This is a genomic window from Sporosarcina sp. FSL W7-1283 (genome assembly GCF_038003105.1).
Classification (GTDB): Bacteria; Bacillota; Bacilli; order Bacillales_A; family Planococcaceae; genus Sporosarcina; species Sporosarcina newyorkensis.
In genome coordinates, this window is record NZ_JBBOOL010000001.1 from 3,186,327 (window position 1) to 3,202,420 (window position 16,094).

At 44.9% G+C, this 16,094-nt stretch carries 9 protein-coding genes, 3 rRNA genes and 1 riboswitch; all 12 genes read right to left on the bottom strand.

The genetic code is table 11. The annotated features are described in order from the left end of the window. Positions 1-102: 102 nt before the first annotated feature. The 12 genes from MKY93_RS16660 to nadE all read right to left on the bottom strand — a co-directional run bounded on the left by MKY93_RS16660 (position 103) and on the right by nadE (position 16,077). Positions 103-288, bottom strand: coding sequence for an NETI motif-containing protein (locus MKY93_RS16660; protein ID WP_340760339.1), 186 nt, complete (start codon positions 286-288; stop codon positions 103-105). Continuing rightward, positions 285-812, bottom strand: a complete 528-nt coding sequence (locus MKY93_RS16665; protein ID WP_009498639.1) for a DUF2179 domain-containing protein — start codon at positions 810-812, stop codon at positions 285-287. Before MKY93_RS16665 ends, MKY93_RS16660 begins: the two co-directional genes overlap by 4 nt. A 381-nt stretch (positions 813-1,193) precedes the next feature. Then, positions 1,194-1,309, bottom strand: a 5S ribosomal RNA gene (rrf, locus tag MKY93_RS16670). Between the two features lie 71 nt (positions 1,310-1,380). Continuing rightward, positions 1,381-4,306 (bottom strand): 23S ribosomal RNA (locus MKY93_RS16675). Between the two features lie 253 nt (positions 4,307-4,559). Next, positions 4,560-6,111 (bottom strand): 16S ribosomal RNA (locus tag MKY93_RS16680). The 16S, 23S and 5S rRNA genes sit together here, the layout of an rRNA operon. 342 nt (positions 6,112-6,453) lie before the next feature. Further along, positions 6,454-7,788 (bottom strand): NCS2 family permease, encoded by a 1,335-nt coding sequence (locus MKY93_RS16685; protein WP_040759841.1) that lies wholly within the window; start codon positions 7,786-7,788, stop codon positions 6,454-6,456. 81 nt (positions 7,789-7,869) lie between these two features. Beyond that, positions 7,870-7,971, bottom strand: a riboswitch (purine riboswitch). Positions 7,972-8,212: 241 nt separating this feature from the next. Beyond that, complete coding sequence (locus tag MKY93_RS16690) at positions 8,213-8,806, bottom strand: hypothetical protein (RefSeq protein WP_009498642.1); 594 nt, start codon at positions 8,804-8,806, stop codon at positions 8,213-8,215. A 142-nt stretch (positions 8,807-8,948) separates the two neighbouring features. Further along, the gene (gene guaA, locus MKY93_RS16695) at positions 8,949-10,502 is read right to left on the bottom strand and encodes a glutamine-hydrolyzing GMP synthase (RefSeq protein WP_040759842.1); all 1,554 of its coding nucleotides are present in this window, start codon (positions 10,500-10,502) and stop codon (positions 8,949-8,951) included. 203 nt (positions 10,503-10,705) lie between these two features. Further along, the gene (locus tag MKY93_RS16700; RefSeq protein ID WP_340760344.1) at positions 10,706-12,871 is read right to left on the bottom strand and encodes a DUF4129 domain-containing transglutaminase family protein; all 2,166 of its coding nucleotides are present in this window, start codon (positions 12,869-12,871) and stop codon (positions 10,706-10,708) included. Then, positions 12,868-14,052, bottom strand: coding sequence for a DUF58 domain-containing protein (locus MKY93_RS16705; protein ID WP_340760346.1), 1,185 nt, complete (start codon positions 14,050-14,052; stop codon positions 12,868-12,870). Before MKY93_RS16705 ends, MKY93_RS16700 begins: the two co-directional genes overlap by 4 nt. Further along, on the bottom strand, positions 14,049-14,996 hold the full coding sequence (locus MKY93_RS16710) for an AAA family ATPase (RefSeq protein ID WP_009498647.1): 948 nt from the start codon (positions 14,994-14,996) through the stop codon (positions 14,049-14,051). Before MKY93_RS16710 ends, MKY93_RS16705 begins: the two co-directional genes overlap by 4 nt. A gap of 256 nt (positions 14,997-15,252) precedes the next feature. After that, entirely contained in the window at positions 15,253-16,077 is an 825-nt protein-coding gene (gene nadE / locus MKY93_RS16715; protein WP_340760348.1) for an ammonia-dependent NAD(+) synthetase, read from the bottom strand. Positions 16,078-16,094 lie beyond the last annotated feature (17 nt).

A 16,094-nucleotide genomic window follows, 5' to 3' on the forward strand; every position in this document is an offset into this window, starting at 1 on the left:
CAACCAAAAGACGAACATTGTTTAATAACTCTTTTTCAATCATTCGTCTTTTGAGCATTTAATGAATGAAAACATACCGGCTTCTCATTCACTTGAATAGTATTAGCTATTTTTAACTCCTTGAAACTGCGTCTGCTGCTTAATTGGAATGTACTCCTCTCCCACTTGTTCAAATTGAGGCTTCTCCCTCCTAGCCACTACGCTATAACCTAAACCTTGTATTCGTTCCACACATTGTTCCAATGTTTCATCGTCCTGTTTATCAAACCATATTTTTTTAGTACTCATTTAAATAGCTTTCCTCTTTTCACACTCTTCACCCAGAAGCCGCCATGTATTTTCTTTGGCTCATATGAAATGATAAACGCCTTCGGATCAAGATCTGTTATTGTCTTGTAGAGCTGCAATTCATATTTACGCGGTGTCAAAATCTCCATAGTTGAACGGCCGCCGCTTAATCCGTTAGCCGACCAATCCGTCACCCCATATCCCGCTCGTCGCAATACTGCAGGCATTTCTTTATCAATATCTGAAGTAATCACATTGACCGTTATATAACCTAAGGCCAATCTCTCTTCAATTTTAGATCCTATCACTACACCTGAACCATACCCCAAAGCATAAGCTATTAGGTTTTGAATTTGGTCTAAATTGTCAAGTACTAAACCAAGTCCGATGACATAGATGACAATTTCTATCATACTGACAACTGCAGCAATATATCTGTAGCCTTTTAACGTCATTATCATACGGACTGTAAAAAAGGAAACATAGACAATATTGATTACAAAGATTATTAACACCATTCCCATAGCAACTTCTCCTTTCTACAATAGGGTTTATCGTATCGCGCCTCACTAAATAATTCAAGGAAAGTCTTTTAATACTGATTAAGCTTTTACACGTCTATCTACGTATCTGCATGACACTCTGAACATTCAATAGGATGAGTAACTCATGCATTGTATCAAGGACCCTGAGACCCGCACTATATACTCATCGAATCATCATAATCCACTACAGTACGAGCCATTCGCCTTTCACGCCACACTTTCCGTCTTTGCAAACAAATCAATCTCTCACTGCGCTCACCCACAGCTTCATTCAAGACAGGCTCCCTTCATTCTGCATATCCTTATACGAAAATACAAAAAAGCCATTCACTATGATGACCATAGTGAATGGCTTCGCATGCCTAGCAACGTCCTACTCTCACAGGGGGAAGCCCCCGACTACCATCGGCGCTGAAGAGCTTAACTTCCGTGTTCGGTATGGGAACGGGTGTGACCTCTTCGCCATCGTTACTAGACAGATGAGTAAAGCTTGTTCACTCAAAACTGAATAAAAGACATTGTGTACCTCAAGTAGTACTTCTTAAAATAGGTTAAGTCCTCGATCGATTAGTATCTGTCAGCTGCACACGTCGCCGTGCTTCCACCCCAGACCTATCCACCTCATCATCTTTGAGGGATCTTACTTACTTGCGTAATGGGAAATCTCATCTTGAAGGGGGCTTCATGCTTAGATGCTTTCAGCATTTATCCCGTCCATACATAGCTACCCAGCGATGCCTTTGGCAAGACAACTGGTACACCAGCGGTATGTCCATCCCGGTCCTCTCGTACTAAGGACAGCTCTTCTCAAATTTCCTGCGCCCGCGACGGATAGGGACCGAACTGTCTCACGACGTTCTGAACCCAGCTCGCGTGCCGCTTTAATGGGCGAACAGCCCAACCCTTGGGACCGACTACAGCCCCAGGATGCGACGAGCCGACATCGAGGTGCCAAACCTCCCCGTCGATGTGGACTCTTGGGGGAGATAAGCCTGTTATCCCCGGGGTAGCTTTTATCCGTTGAGCGATGGCCCTTCCATGCGGAACCACCGGATCACTAAGCCCGTCTTTCGACCCTGCTCGACTTGTAGGTCTCGCAGTCAAGCTCCCTTATGCCTTTGCACTCTACGAATGATGTCCAACCATTCTGAGGGAACCTTTGGGCGCCTCCGTTACTCTTTAGGAGGCGACCGCCCCAGTCAAACTGCCCACCTGACACTGTCTCCTGCCCGGATCACGGGCATGGGTTAGAAGTCCAATACAGCCAGGGTAGTATCCCACCAACGCCTCCTCCGAAGCTGGCGCTCCGGAATCCAAGGCTCCTACCTATCCTGTACAGGCTGCACCGGAATTCAATATCAGGCTACAGTAAAGCTCCACGGGGTCTTTCCGTCCTGTCGCGGGTAATGCGCATCTTCACGCATATTATAATTTCACCGAGTCTCTCGTTGAGACAGTGCCCAGATCGTTACGCCTTTCGTGCGGGTCGGAACTTACCCGACAAGGAATTTCGCTACCTTAGGACCGTTATAGTTACGGCCGCCGTTTACTGGGGCTTCAATTCAGAGCTTCGCTTGCGCTAACCCCTCCTCTTAACCTTCCAGCACCGGGCAGGCGTCAGCCCCTATACGTCACCTTACGGTTTTGCAGAGACCTGTGTTTTTGCTAAACAGTCGCCTGGGCCTATTCACTGCGGCTCTCTCGGGCTATTCACCCTACCAGAGCACCCCTTCTCCCGAAGTTACGGGGTCATTTTGCCGAGTTCCTTAACGAGAGTTCTCTCGATCACCTTAGGATTCTCTCCTCGCCTACCTGTGTCGGTTTGCGGTACAGGCACCTCCCGCCTCGCTAGAGGCTTTTCTTGGCAGTGTGAAATCAGGGACTCCGGAGACAATTCTCCTTGCCATCACAGCCTAGTGTTATATGAGAACGGGATTTGCCTCGTTCTCCACCTCACTGCTTAGACACGCAACCAACTGCGTGCTCACCCTATCCTACTGCGTCCCCCCATTACTCAAACGGCGGGGAGGTGGTACAGGAATATCAACCTGTTGTCCATCGTCTACGCCTATCGGCCTCGACTTAGGTCCTGACTAACCCTGAGCGGACGAGCCTTCCTCAGGAAACCTTAGGCATTCGGTGGAAGGGATTCTCACCCTTCTTTCGCTACTCATACCGGCATTCTCACTTCCAAGCGCTCCACCAGTCCTTCCGGTCTAGCTTCAACGCCCTTGGAACGCTCTCCTACCATTGACTTGCGTCAATCCACAGTTTCGGTGATCCGTTTAGCCCCGGTACATTTTCGGCGCAGCGCCACTCGACCAGTGAGCTATTACGCACTCTTTAAATGATGGCTGCTTCTAAGCCAACATCCTGGTTGTCTGGGCAGCGCCACATCCTTTTCCACTTAACGGATACTTGGGGACCTTAACTGGTGGTCTGGGCTGTTTCCCTCTCGACGATGGATCTTATCACCCACCGTCTGACTCCCAAACATAAATCATCGGCATTCGGAGTTTGTCTGAATTCGGTAACCCGGGATGGGCCCCTCGTCCAAACAGTGCTCTACCTCCGAGATTCTTTCGTTTGAGGCTAGCCCTAAAGCTATTTCGGAGAGAACCAGCTATCTCCAGGTTCGATTGGAATTTCACCGCTACCCACACCTCATCCCCGCATTTTTCAACATACGTGGGTTCGGGCCTCCAGTCAGTGTTACCTGACCTTCACCCTGGACATGGGTAGATCACCTGGTTTCGGGTCTACGACCCCATACTCATGCGCCCTATTCAGACTCGCTTTCGCTGCGGCTCCGCTTTCTCAGCTTAACCTTGCATGGAATCGTAACTCGCCGGTTCATTCTACAAAAGGCACGCCATCACCCATTAACGGGCTCTGACAATTTGTAGGCACACGGTTTCAGGTTCTATTTCACTCCCCTTCCGGGGTGCTTTTCACCTTTCCCTCACGGTACTGGTTCACTATCGGTCACTAGGGAGTATTTAGCCTTGGGAGATGGTCCTCCCGGATTCCGACGGAATTTCACGTGTTCCGCCGTACTCAGGATCCACTCTGGAGGGAATGCACTTTCGACTACGGGGCTGTTACCCACTGCGGCGGATCTTTCCAGATCGCTTCGTCTAATGCATTCCTTTGTAACTCCGTATAGAGTGTCCTACAACCCCAGGAAGCAAGCTTCCTGGTTTGGGCTCTTCCCGTTTCGCTCGCCGCTACTAAGGGAATCGATTTTCTTTCTCTTCCTCCGGGTACTTAGATGTTTCAGTTCTCCGGGTGTGCCACGATCACGCTATGTATTCACGTGAACGTACTGTCCCATTACGGACAGTGGGTTTCCCCATTCGGAAATCTTCGGATCAAAGCTTACTTACAGCTCCCCGAAGCATATCGGTGTTAGTGCCGTCCTTCATCGGCTCCTAGTGCCAAGGCATCCGCCGTGCGCCCTTTCTAACTTAACCTATAAAAGGTCCAACGTCTCTCTAGCGATAGAAAGAACGAAGGTTAAAAAGTTTACATGAATCAAACAAAATGTTCGATTCGGTTGATTACTTGATTACTTTCAATGTCGTTTTATCCAGTTTTCAATGAACAAGTCTAAAGAAAAAAAGCTTTGAACACTCAAAAAATGAGCCTTCAAAACTGAACGCAAAACGTTAACGTGACGGATCGAAGATCCATCTTCCGAATGCCAAGATGGCATACTATCCTTAGAAAGGAGGTGATCCAGCCGCACCTTCCGATACGGCTACCTTGTTACGACTTCACCCCAATCATCTGTCCCACCTTCGGCGGCTGGCTCCCGTAAGGGTTACCCCACCGACTTCGGGTGTTACAAACTCTCGTGGTGTGACGGGCGGTGTGTACAAGACCCGGGAACGTATTCACCGTGGCATGCTGATCCACGATTACTAGCGATTCCGGCTTCATGCAGGCGAGTTGCAGCCTGCAATCCGAACTGGGAACGGTTTTGTGGGATTGGCTCCCCCTCGCGGGTTTGCAGCCCTCTGTACCGTCCATTGTAGCACGTGTGTAGCCCAGGTCATAAGGGGCATGATGATTTGACGTCATCCCCACCTTCCTCCGGTTTGTCACCGGCAGTCACCTTAGAGTGCCCAACTGAATGATGGCAACTAAGATTAAGGGTTGCGCTCGTTGCGGGACTTAACCCAACATCTCACGACACGAGCTGACGACAACCATGCACCACCTGTCACCGCTGTCCCCGAAGGGAAAGGCATGTCTCCATGCCGGGCAGCGGGATGTCAAGACCTGGTAAGGTTCTTCGCGTTGCTTCGAATTAAACCACATGCTCCACCGCTTGTGCGGGTCCCCGTCAATTCCTTTGAGTTTCAGCCTTGCGGCCGTACTCCCCAGGCGGAGTGCTTAATGCGTTAGCTGCAGCACTAAGGGGCGGAAACCCCCTAACACTTAGCACTCATCGTTTACGGCGTGGACTACCAGGGTATCTAATCCTGTTTGCTCCCCACGCTTTCGCGCCTCAGCGTCAGTTACAGACCAGAAAGCCGCCTTCGCCACTGGTGTTCCTCCACATCTCTACGCATTTCACCGCTACACGTGGAATTCCGCTTTCCTCTTCTGTACTCAAGTCCTCCAGTTTCCAATGACCCTCCACGGTTGAGCCGTGGGCTTTCACATCAGACTTAAAGGACCGCCTGCGCGCGCTTTACGCCCAATAATTCCGGACAACGCTTGCCACCTACGTATTACCGCGGCTGCTGGCACGTAGTTAGCCGTGGCTTTCTGGTAAGGTACCGTCAAGGTACAGGCAGTTACTCCTGTACGTGTTCTTCCCTTACAACAGAGCTTTACGATCCGAAAACCTTCTTCACTCACGCGGCGTTGCTCCATCAGACTTTCGTCCATTGTGGAAGATTCCCTACTGCTGCCTCCCGTAGGAGTCTGGGCCGTGTCTCAGTCCCAGTGTGGCCGATCACCCTCTCAGGTCGGCTACGCATCGTGGTCTTGGTAGGCCGTTACCCCACCAACTAACTAATGCGCCGCGGGCCCATCTCACAGTGACAGCCGAAACCGTCTTTCAACATCTCTTCATGCGAAGAAATGGATTATTCGGTATTAGCCCCGGTTTCCCGGAGTTATCCCCATCTGTAAGGTAGGTTGCCCACGTGTTACTCACCCGTCCGCCGCTAATCTTTAGGAGCAAGCTCCCAAAGATTCGCTCGACTTGCATGTATTAGGCACGCCGCCAGCGTTCGTCCTGAGCCAGGATCAAACTCTCCATAAAAGAGAAATTCGAGTTAGCTCGATTTCTTGCTGGCATCATTTAAGATACTCATTGTGTTTATGTCACCGGCAGAGCCGATGCACAAACGTATAATTCGTTAACGTTTTGCTGTTCAGTTTTCAAGGTTCATCGCAGTCGCTTTCTTGACTGTTCCACTACTATAACAAAGATTTTTAAAAACGTCAACACTTTTGGACAACTTTCTTTTAAAAACATGTTTATTTTTAAGTCTCACTGAAAACCTCATACTAAAATAAAGCAAATCTCTACAAACAATCCTATAAAACATCAAAAAAACCGTTCCTCTGTTAATTGAAGGAACGGTTTCTTCATTTGTATTCTCTATTTAATGTATATGAAATACAAAATAAATATCACGAATAACCCATACATTATTGGATGTATCTCTTTTCTCCTGCCGCTAACCAGCATAGTGATCGGATAAAACACGAAACCGATTGCGATACCCGTTGCGATACTATACGTCAAAGGCATAGCGATGATCGTAAAGAATGCAGGAACGGCAATTTCAAAACGAGACCATTCGATGTTCCCTAACGTGGATACCATCAATACGCCTACAATGATTAAAGCTGGTGCAGTGACTGCTGGCGTAATAACTAGTAGCAACGGTGAGAAGAATAAAGCCAATAGAAATAACACCGCGGTAACAATAGAAGCAAAGCCCGTTTTTGCACCTGCTGCGACACCTGCTGTAGACTCAATAAAAGACGTCGTAGTAGATGTTCCCATTACAGCTCCTGTTACCGTCGCTAATGAATCCGAGATCAACGCTTTGCCCGCACGCGGCAAACGATCATTTTTCATTAAACCCGCCTGCGTAGCGACAGCGACTAATGTTCCCGCTGTGTCGAAGAAATCAACAAACAAGAACGTAATGACAATGACCAGGAACTGAGTCGTCATCAATGAAGAAGGTTCATTAATGATGGCATCAAACGCTGCACCAAATGTCGGTGCCACCGAAGGTATTTTATCCACCACTTTGTGAGGTACTTCTATCAAGCTGACAAACATACCTAAGACCGTGGTCATAATCATTCCATAGAAGATAGCACCTTTGATTTTACGTACCATCATAATGATAGTTACTACCAATCCAAAAATCGTCAGTAATGTGGGACCAGCTGATAAATCACCCAATCCAACCAGAGTATTCTCATCAGCTACAATGATTTGGGCGTTCTGCAATCCCAGGAACGTAATGAATAATCCAATCCCAGCACCCACTGCAAATTTCAGTTGGGCAGGAATTGCGTTGATAATCAATTCACGCAGACCTGTTAATGAAAGAACGATGAAAATCAAACCAGAAAACAGAACACCCGTTAAACCTGTTTGCCATGGAATTCCATAAGTTAAAACAACCGTGAAAGCAAAAAACGCATTTAACCCCATACCAGGTGCTAAGCCAATTGGATACTTGGCAATTAACCCCATGAATAATGTTCCGACTGCAGCTGAAAGTGCTGTTGCTACGAACACTGCCCCTTTATCCATTCGCATGGAATCAGGTAGATCGGGTATTACATCCAGCGACAACATAATCGGGTTGACCGCCAAAATATAAGCCATTGCTAAAAATGTAGTGACTCCCCCAATAATCTCCCGACGATAATTGGTACCTAGCTTATCAAACTCAAAATATTTTTTCATTGTGACCTTCCTTATGCTCATTATGTAAAAAAAGAGGCATACGAAATCAGTTCGTATACCTCCAGTCAATCCAATAGAAAAAACTCTTCTATTCAGGATCGTAGTCGAAACATTTACGGTGTTTCGGTAGAGACTTCCAGGCCATATTCCTAGCGTTATACGATCGTATTCAATTGTAATGCAATGCCGGATTTTATTTCAGCTGCACATTTAGTTATAGACAGTCGGCGACTGCATTTTTTTAATTACAATATAATAAATAGTAGCACGATATTGTTAAATATACAAAACAATTTTTGTTCATTTAACACTCCAATTATTTACACGTCAGGAGATATTTTCAGCCTTCCCTGTTATTCCTCAATCGCCGCCATTTTTATAAAACCATCAAGCGCCGGATTGCCCGTTTCATCAAAACAACGGTTTATTCATTAAACATCTTTTCAATCCTGGTGAGCTCTATTTTCTCTTCTTCTTTTCGATAATCGCGATACTCATTTTCTTCAACTATTTGTATCAAACCGTTTTGGAAAAAATGCAATAACCTCACCGCTTCTTTTATGATCTTTGATTTCACATTACTCAATATTTCTCTTTTACTCTTAAATTCGTTTTCATCCCATTCACCTTCATGCTTCAGCTTAGGAATTCCATCAATTCCCGTGATATAACTAAGCCCTAAATACCGCAAAAATGAGTATCCACTGCAATAATCATCATATAACTGTTCTAAGTTTTCTACGATATCTTCTTTTTCATATATGATGTTTTCCAAAAGCGCAATAATCCTCTTCTGTTCAAATTCATCAAAAGGAATTTCCGGCTCAAGCAGCCTGTCTAAATCATTTTTTATATGTTTCTTTCTATAATCCAGATCTAGTAAGTCGAAGTAAAAATCTTCGCCGTAAACAATTTCAATATCTTGTGCTCTATAGAGCCATTCTTCAAACTCTGAAATACTGATGAGTCCTTTATAAATTTTATAAAACTGTTTTTGTATATTCGTTTTACTGTTCACACTTTTAATTTCTCCTCAATTAATGATTACCTCTCACCTATAATGCCCCTGCGCCGATCTATATAAAAACTCCCACTACTTGATGTTATCAAATAGAAGGGAGTTCAACTTACCTATAAAAATTTGCATGTGAAGACAAAGATTACTCCCACTCAATCGTGCCAGGTGGTTTTGCCGTAATATCATATACAACACGATTCACTTGGTCAACTTCTGTTGTAATACGCGTACTGATTTTTTCCAATACATCCCAAGGTATACGTGCCCAGTCGGCCGTCATACCATCAACCGAATGAACTGCGCGAATACCAACTGCATAGTCGTAAGAACGCTTTTCGTTACGAACGCCGACACTTCGAATATTCGGAAGGACTGCGAAGTATTGCCAGATTGAACGGTCGAGTCCTGCTTTTGCAATTTCATCACGCAAAATCCAGTCTGCATCGCGAACAATCTCAAGCTTGTCCTCTGTAATTTCTCCAAGTACACGAACTCCTAGTCCAGGGCCCGGGAATGGTTGGCGATGAACGATTTCATCCGGCAAACCAAGCTCTGCACCAACCGCGCGAACTTCATCTTTAAATAGCGCACGGAGAGGTTCGATTAATTCAAAATCCATATCTTCCGGTAATCCACCGACATTATGATGTGATTTGATTGTAGCGGAAGTTGCTGTACCGCTTTCGATGATATCTGCATAAATTGTTCCTTGTGCCAGGAACTTAATGCCGTCCAATTTTGCGGATTCTTCATCGAAGACATAAATGAATTCATTGCCGATAATTTTACGCTTTTGCTCAGGGTCCGTAATGCCCTCAAGTTTGTCCAAGAATCGTTTGCGTGCATCCACTTTAATGAAATGCATGCTGAATTGTTCACTAAATGTCTTTACAACACTTTCAACTTCGCCTTTACGGAGTAGTCCATGGTCGACGAAAATACAAGTTAGCTGATCCCCAATTGCACGGTCGATCAAAGCCGCTACTACTGATGAATCAACTCCGCCGCTTAATGCGCAAAGCACTTTACGATCTCCAACAGTCGAGCGGATTTTTTCCACTTCAATTTCAATGAACCGTTCCATTGTCCAATCGCCTTTTGCTTTACAAATATCAAATACAAAATGACGCAACACTTCTTTGCCTTGTTCTGAGTGGTGAACCTCAGGATGGAATTGAACTCCATAGACCTGTTGCTCGTCGTTTGAAATCGCTGCAATATTACCAGCAGAATCTTTTGCGGACGCAGTGAATCCTTCGGGTAATTGCGCAACATGAGCGCTTTGCCCCATCCAGACGCTTTGCTTCTCTGTTTGCCCAGCAAACAATGTAGATGTGGTATCTGCCGTAATGGACTCTTGTCGGTAAGTGCGATCTGCCAGCTTTTCCAATGTACCGCCAAAATGATTCACGATTAGCTGAGTCCCATAATTGACGCCTAAGACAGGAATACCTAATGTGAAGATTTCTGGATTGATATCATAAGCAGCAGAATCCCCAACGGAAGATGTTCCACCAGAAAGGACAATACCAACCGGATTCATTTTCTTCAATTCATCAACAGTCGTTGTATGTGCATGAAGCTCACTATACACACCGAATTCACGGATCGTACGCGTGAGAAGCTGATTATACTGACTGCCGTAATCGAGTACCACAATTTTTTCTTGTTCGACTAACAAAGGAGCGTTTGACAACTGATCCACCTCTTCCAATTTAATAGTGCCGATTCATGCCTCAATCACAAAAGACGCGTAAGAAAGTAACTTTCCACGCGCCTTTTCCGCCAAAGAATACATATAACGTAATACAATGGCAGTCAACGTTCGTTATAGCAAGATATATGAGGTCATATCAAGCATTCATTCGCTACATATTTTACGCATGTTTTTTAAAAAAATCAACAAGTTGAACCAATGATTAAATCTTCCCACACTTCATTTAATTTAATCCAATCCTGCGACGTCCGATCATTTCCGTAAATTGCCTTTTCATATGCATCTGTCAGCATACGCATACGTTCGCCACCGTATTGTTCATCAACTAGTATGGCGTATTGAGAGAGTGTCATTCCTGGCTCTTTCGGCAAGCCAGCGCGTGATAATTGTTTTACTAGTTGGATGTACTGCTGTTCGAATTTCTGCCAGCCATCCGGTCGCTTTCGAAGTTGCTTCACTCGCCATTTCGGCAGCCAGCTTCTTCGCTTTTGATAAGCCAATACTATACCGCCAACTAATAAAAGTACAAGTACTGCATACAACCACCATTGAGTGAAGAACCATATGAATTGTCCTTTCAACTTGCTGAACATCGATGGTGTTGTGTTCTTCTTTTTCTGTTGCTGTTCTTTTTCTACTTGTTCTTTTTCTGGTTTCTTCTTAATTTGCTCTTCTTCATCTTTAGTTACGACGTCAAATTTTATTTCAGTCGGATGGGTAAATCCTATTGTCGGCTCAAAGGGCATCCATCCGACATCTGGAATATACGCCTCTACCCACGAATGTGCCTCATCATTCGTCACGCGGTAGACAGTTTTTCCCGACGCTTTATACGAAAGCTCACCTGGTGCAAAGCCTTTCACCCAACGTGTCGGAATCCCTGCCGAACGCAACATTACAGCCATAGATGTTGAAAAATTATCACAGTACCCTTTTTTCGTATCGAATAAAAATTGATCTACATAATCCTGATTGGGACTTGGATATGCTACATTCTGTGTCTCATAAGTAAAGCCATTCCTTTTAAAATACTGTTCCACCGCTTTGGCTTTATCATACACACTCGTTTCCTTCTCCGTAATAGACAAAGCCAAATCTTTTACACGTTTTGGCAATTCGTCAGGAAGTTGCATATAGCTATTCAAATTTTCCGGCGCGGTTTCATACGCGATCATTTCAGTTTTCTTTAAAGTAGACATGGAATACTTAGGTGTTACGTACTCCACTTCATAATTATCCAATTCTTCTTGGACACCCATCAGCATATACAAACGGTTTGCATCTATTTCGTGCATGATGGAAAGCGACTCTGGATAGAAAAACTTTTGCGTACCGTAAGGCGAAACCAAGAACGGCAAATGCTCTGAGAATTGTAATTTCGCGTAGGACGGCTCTGCATCTTCTGATTCCCATAAATCTTCATTTGTATGCAAGATTTCAGAATCGGACTCTTGATTTTGTACCCAACCTTTAGACGTGTACGTATCCTTGGTCTCAATTCGCCAATACTGTCGTTTTTGCACATCCGCCTCAAATACCAACTGATGGTCTTGGACGAAAGCTCCGCCCAATTGTGAATCGTCCGGGTCATAGCCGGCCTTTGAAACACCTTCGCCATCCTTATTCCCTGACATATCACTCATCGATAATAAAAAGGGCACGGGATCAGGCCAAGCGGGCGGGTGAACAGGAGCATTCTTCGATAGCAAACCAACAGAAGCAACGAGTAGTAACAACGGTAATGACAACAGCAACAATCGTTTCGGACGAATCGGAATTCGTTCTTTTCCTGTCAATTTAATGAGTGTTAAATAGCCAACAATCAACAGTCCCACCATCATAATCCGAACGATGGAAGCGGATGCATCATATGAACTGAACGTATCGAGCAGCGCGATAAACACAACCGTGATCGCAAAAAACATCATCATGCTATTGCGCACTTCTATCCAATGTCGTATTAAATACGAAATCATCCAAATTAATGTATATAGTAAAACAGTGCGAAATAGATTCGACAGCTCGCCTATATCGCCTTGGAATAAAAACATCAAATTCTGTTTAAGATCTATGAAAATAAGGCCGATCGACTCCATAGAGTAAAACAGTTGATCAAAATATATGTAGTGGAGTGTCCACAGTATATAAAGGAGTTGTAATGGAGCATTTAGCCACCAAGGCACGTCGAATAAAGCTAAGACAAAGAATAATAGTAAATAAATAAAGAAAAGAGAAGGATAACCGAAGTCGGTCAACTCCATGATAGGTATAAACCATTCCCAAAGCATTACAATGCTCAACGCGTATAAAAATACGAGTACCTTCCAGTTCAAATTGTTTTTTTTCAAGATGTCACCGCCTCTTTCAGCGCAGATGAAACATTCGTTTTACTGATAATCTGAACCGTAATTCCCAGTCGTCTGGCCTGCTCAATTATCACTTGAAGATTTTCCGATTCATCGTTCTGGGTTACAAAGCACACAACGGAAGCAGGATTCGGGCAGAACTGAAGAACACTATGGATAAACTCCATTCGCAAATTCCCTGTAATGACCAGCAACTTACTACTCGCATCCATTTTCTGTAATGGCATAGAAACGCTCCCCGTCCCATCTGATTGGATCTTCGCCAAATGAACGAGTGCTTGCTGCATTTGATCGCCCGATTGAATCGCCGGAAATACCGCAGGCCGATCGCCGCTAATCATCAAAGTAAGCATAGCTTGATGATTTCTGGCTGCGGTTAGGATGGAAGCTGCGAGTTCCACTGTGTCCTCAAACGTTTCCGAAGAAGAACTGTCCAGTAACACTGTATACTGTTCAGAGTGCTGTTCGTCGAATTCTTTCGTCATAAGTTTATTCGTACGCGCAAATGATTTCCAATGAATCCAAGACATCCGATCACCTGCAGCATATTCTCGGACGCTTGACGGTATAGTCGCATCTTTTGCCAGCATGTAGGCAGACATCTTCTGTCCTTCACTTGTTCGTGAATTCGCTGATTCATACAGCACATCGGTCATTTTCGGGTACACCAGAAATGAATCTTGGAGCGCATAGACGCGTCGCTTTCGAATCCAATTAAAAAAGTCCACCACTTCAATTTCCACAGCTTTCAACCGATATTCGCCACGCTGAATATTCGTCAGAGTATATGAATATTCATACCGTCTTCGAAAGCCCCACAACACGATTTGCTGTACTGTCCGTTCCTTGTTGGCATGCTCTCTTTTATCTATAATTACTGTATACAACAAAGGCATCGGCAACTTTCGTTCAATAATCAAACGAACGATTACCCGTCCCCCGCGTGTCAATTGTTCAGCTGAAATCTTCCGTTTCACAGTGAAATCTCGTAACGGATAAAAATAAAGCAGGATAGAATACAATACAAATGGCAACAGCATATAGAAGATAAACCAACTGACGAATCCACCTTGAAATTTCGCAAAAATATAGGACGCTACACCAATCCCAACGACTCCGACAATACTACCAATCGATTTTAAGCGCTTAATCAGTTGCTTCATACAGAAGTTGGCCGCTGAACTGGCACTTCCAAACGAGATAAAACCTGTCGGATGAGCTCACTTGGGTCCATTCCTTTATATTTAGCTTCCGGCTTTAAAATCAAGCGGTGTGAAAATGCGTAGGGAGCTAGAAACTGCACATCATCCGGTAAGACAAATGAACGACCTTTAATAAATGCATATGCTTGACAGGCTTTCATGAGTGCGAGAGACCCCCGTGGACTTACGCCTAACGACACAGATTCATGATGACGCGTCGCTTCAGCACAATCTACTATGTAGGAAACAACCGTATTGTCTACAACGACTTCTTGGACTTTCTGCTGCAATTCCAATAACTCTTCTATCGTCACAATAGGTCCTATCTGCTCAATCGGTGTTTGCTGCTCTGCCCGCTTTAAAATATCCATTTCTTGTTGCTTTGATGGATAGCCCATTTTCAATTTGAAAATAAAACGGTCCAGTTGAGCTTCCGGTAACGGATACGTCCCTTCATATTCAATTGGATTTTGCGTAGCCATTACGAAAAATGGTTTAGGAAGTTGAATCGTCGTGCCATCTACAGTAATCGATGCCTCTTCCATGCCTTCCAATAAAGCTGCTTGTGTTTTCGGTGATGTCCGGTTAATCTCATCCGCCAACACAATATTGCCAATCAGTGGGCCAGGTCGAAATTCGAACTGCATCGTTTGCGGATTATAAATCGAAACCCCCGAAACATCGGACGGCAATAAATCGGGCGTAAATTGTATTCGTTTAAATTGTGCACCAATCGATGTTGCAAGCGCTCTCACTAACATGGTTTTTCCAACGCCTGGCACATCCTCAAGCAGCACATGGCCACCCGCCAGCAATGCCGTAATGCTTAACTCCGCAACTTCTCGTTTGCCGACAATGACTTTCTCTATATTCCCCAGTACTTGTTCGATCCACTGTGAATGCATATCGTTTCCCCCTCAATTCACTAACTCATCCCATTTATCTTTATTCAGCAGGTGTTCAAACACCCGCTGAATGAGGATAATACCTTCGGCGGATGTCACAGATTTTGAAAGGAGTGAATCGGACATGCTCGATTCAAAATCTGGACGCAATTACGCTGAGGCGTAATTGATCTGTATTAAACTATCATACCTGAAACTATTAGGTCCGACAAACAGAAAAACTGCCGCCTTCTGTTAAACAAAAGGCAGGCAGTTCTTATTTCCAAAAGTCATCGAATACTGTAATCGGTAAGTGTCGTTTGTGAGCAGAACGCAAATAATGCCCTTCTATTCGCTCGCGTGCCTCATCAGAGACTTCTTTACCTTCCAAATAGTCGTCAATTTCATCATACGTCACACCCAGTGCAATTTCATCGGGTATAGCCGGTTTATTCCCCTCGAGGTCAGCAGTCGGGATTTTATTGTACAAGTGCGGCGGACAATCCAGCGCCTGCAACAGCTGTCTTCCCTGACGTTTATTCAGGCGATAGATCGGCATAAGATCCGCCGCACCATCCCCGAACTTCGTGTAAAAACCTGTAATTGCTTCTGCGGCGTGATCCGTTCCAAGAACAACGGCATGATGAACTGCTGCCACTGAAAATTGGACTTTCATTCGTTCACGGGCCTTTTCATTCCCTTTATCGAAGTCCGTAAGATGCAGGCCCGCATTGGCAAGGGCGCGCTCACTGGCATCTACCGCTTCTTTTATATTCACGGAATAGACGATCGATGGCTGGATGAAATTTAACGCATCCTGACAGTCATCTTCGTCAAACTGGACACCATATGGCAAGCGAACCGCATAGAAGCGATAGTCTTCTTTACCCGCTTCTTCATTCAACTCGTTTATTGCCATTTGTGCAAGCTTGCCGACTAACGTTGAATCTTGACCGCCCGAAATCCCTAAAGTAAAGCCTTGCAAAAATGTATTCTTCTTCAAATAAGCTTTTAAAAATTCAATGGAAGTCCGGATCTCTTGCTGCGGATCGATTTCCGGCTTCACTTTTAGTGCTTGGATAATTTCTTGCTGCAATGTCAACGCTCCCACTCCTTTGC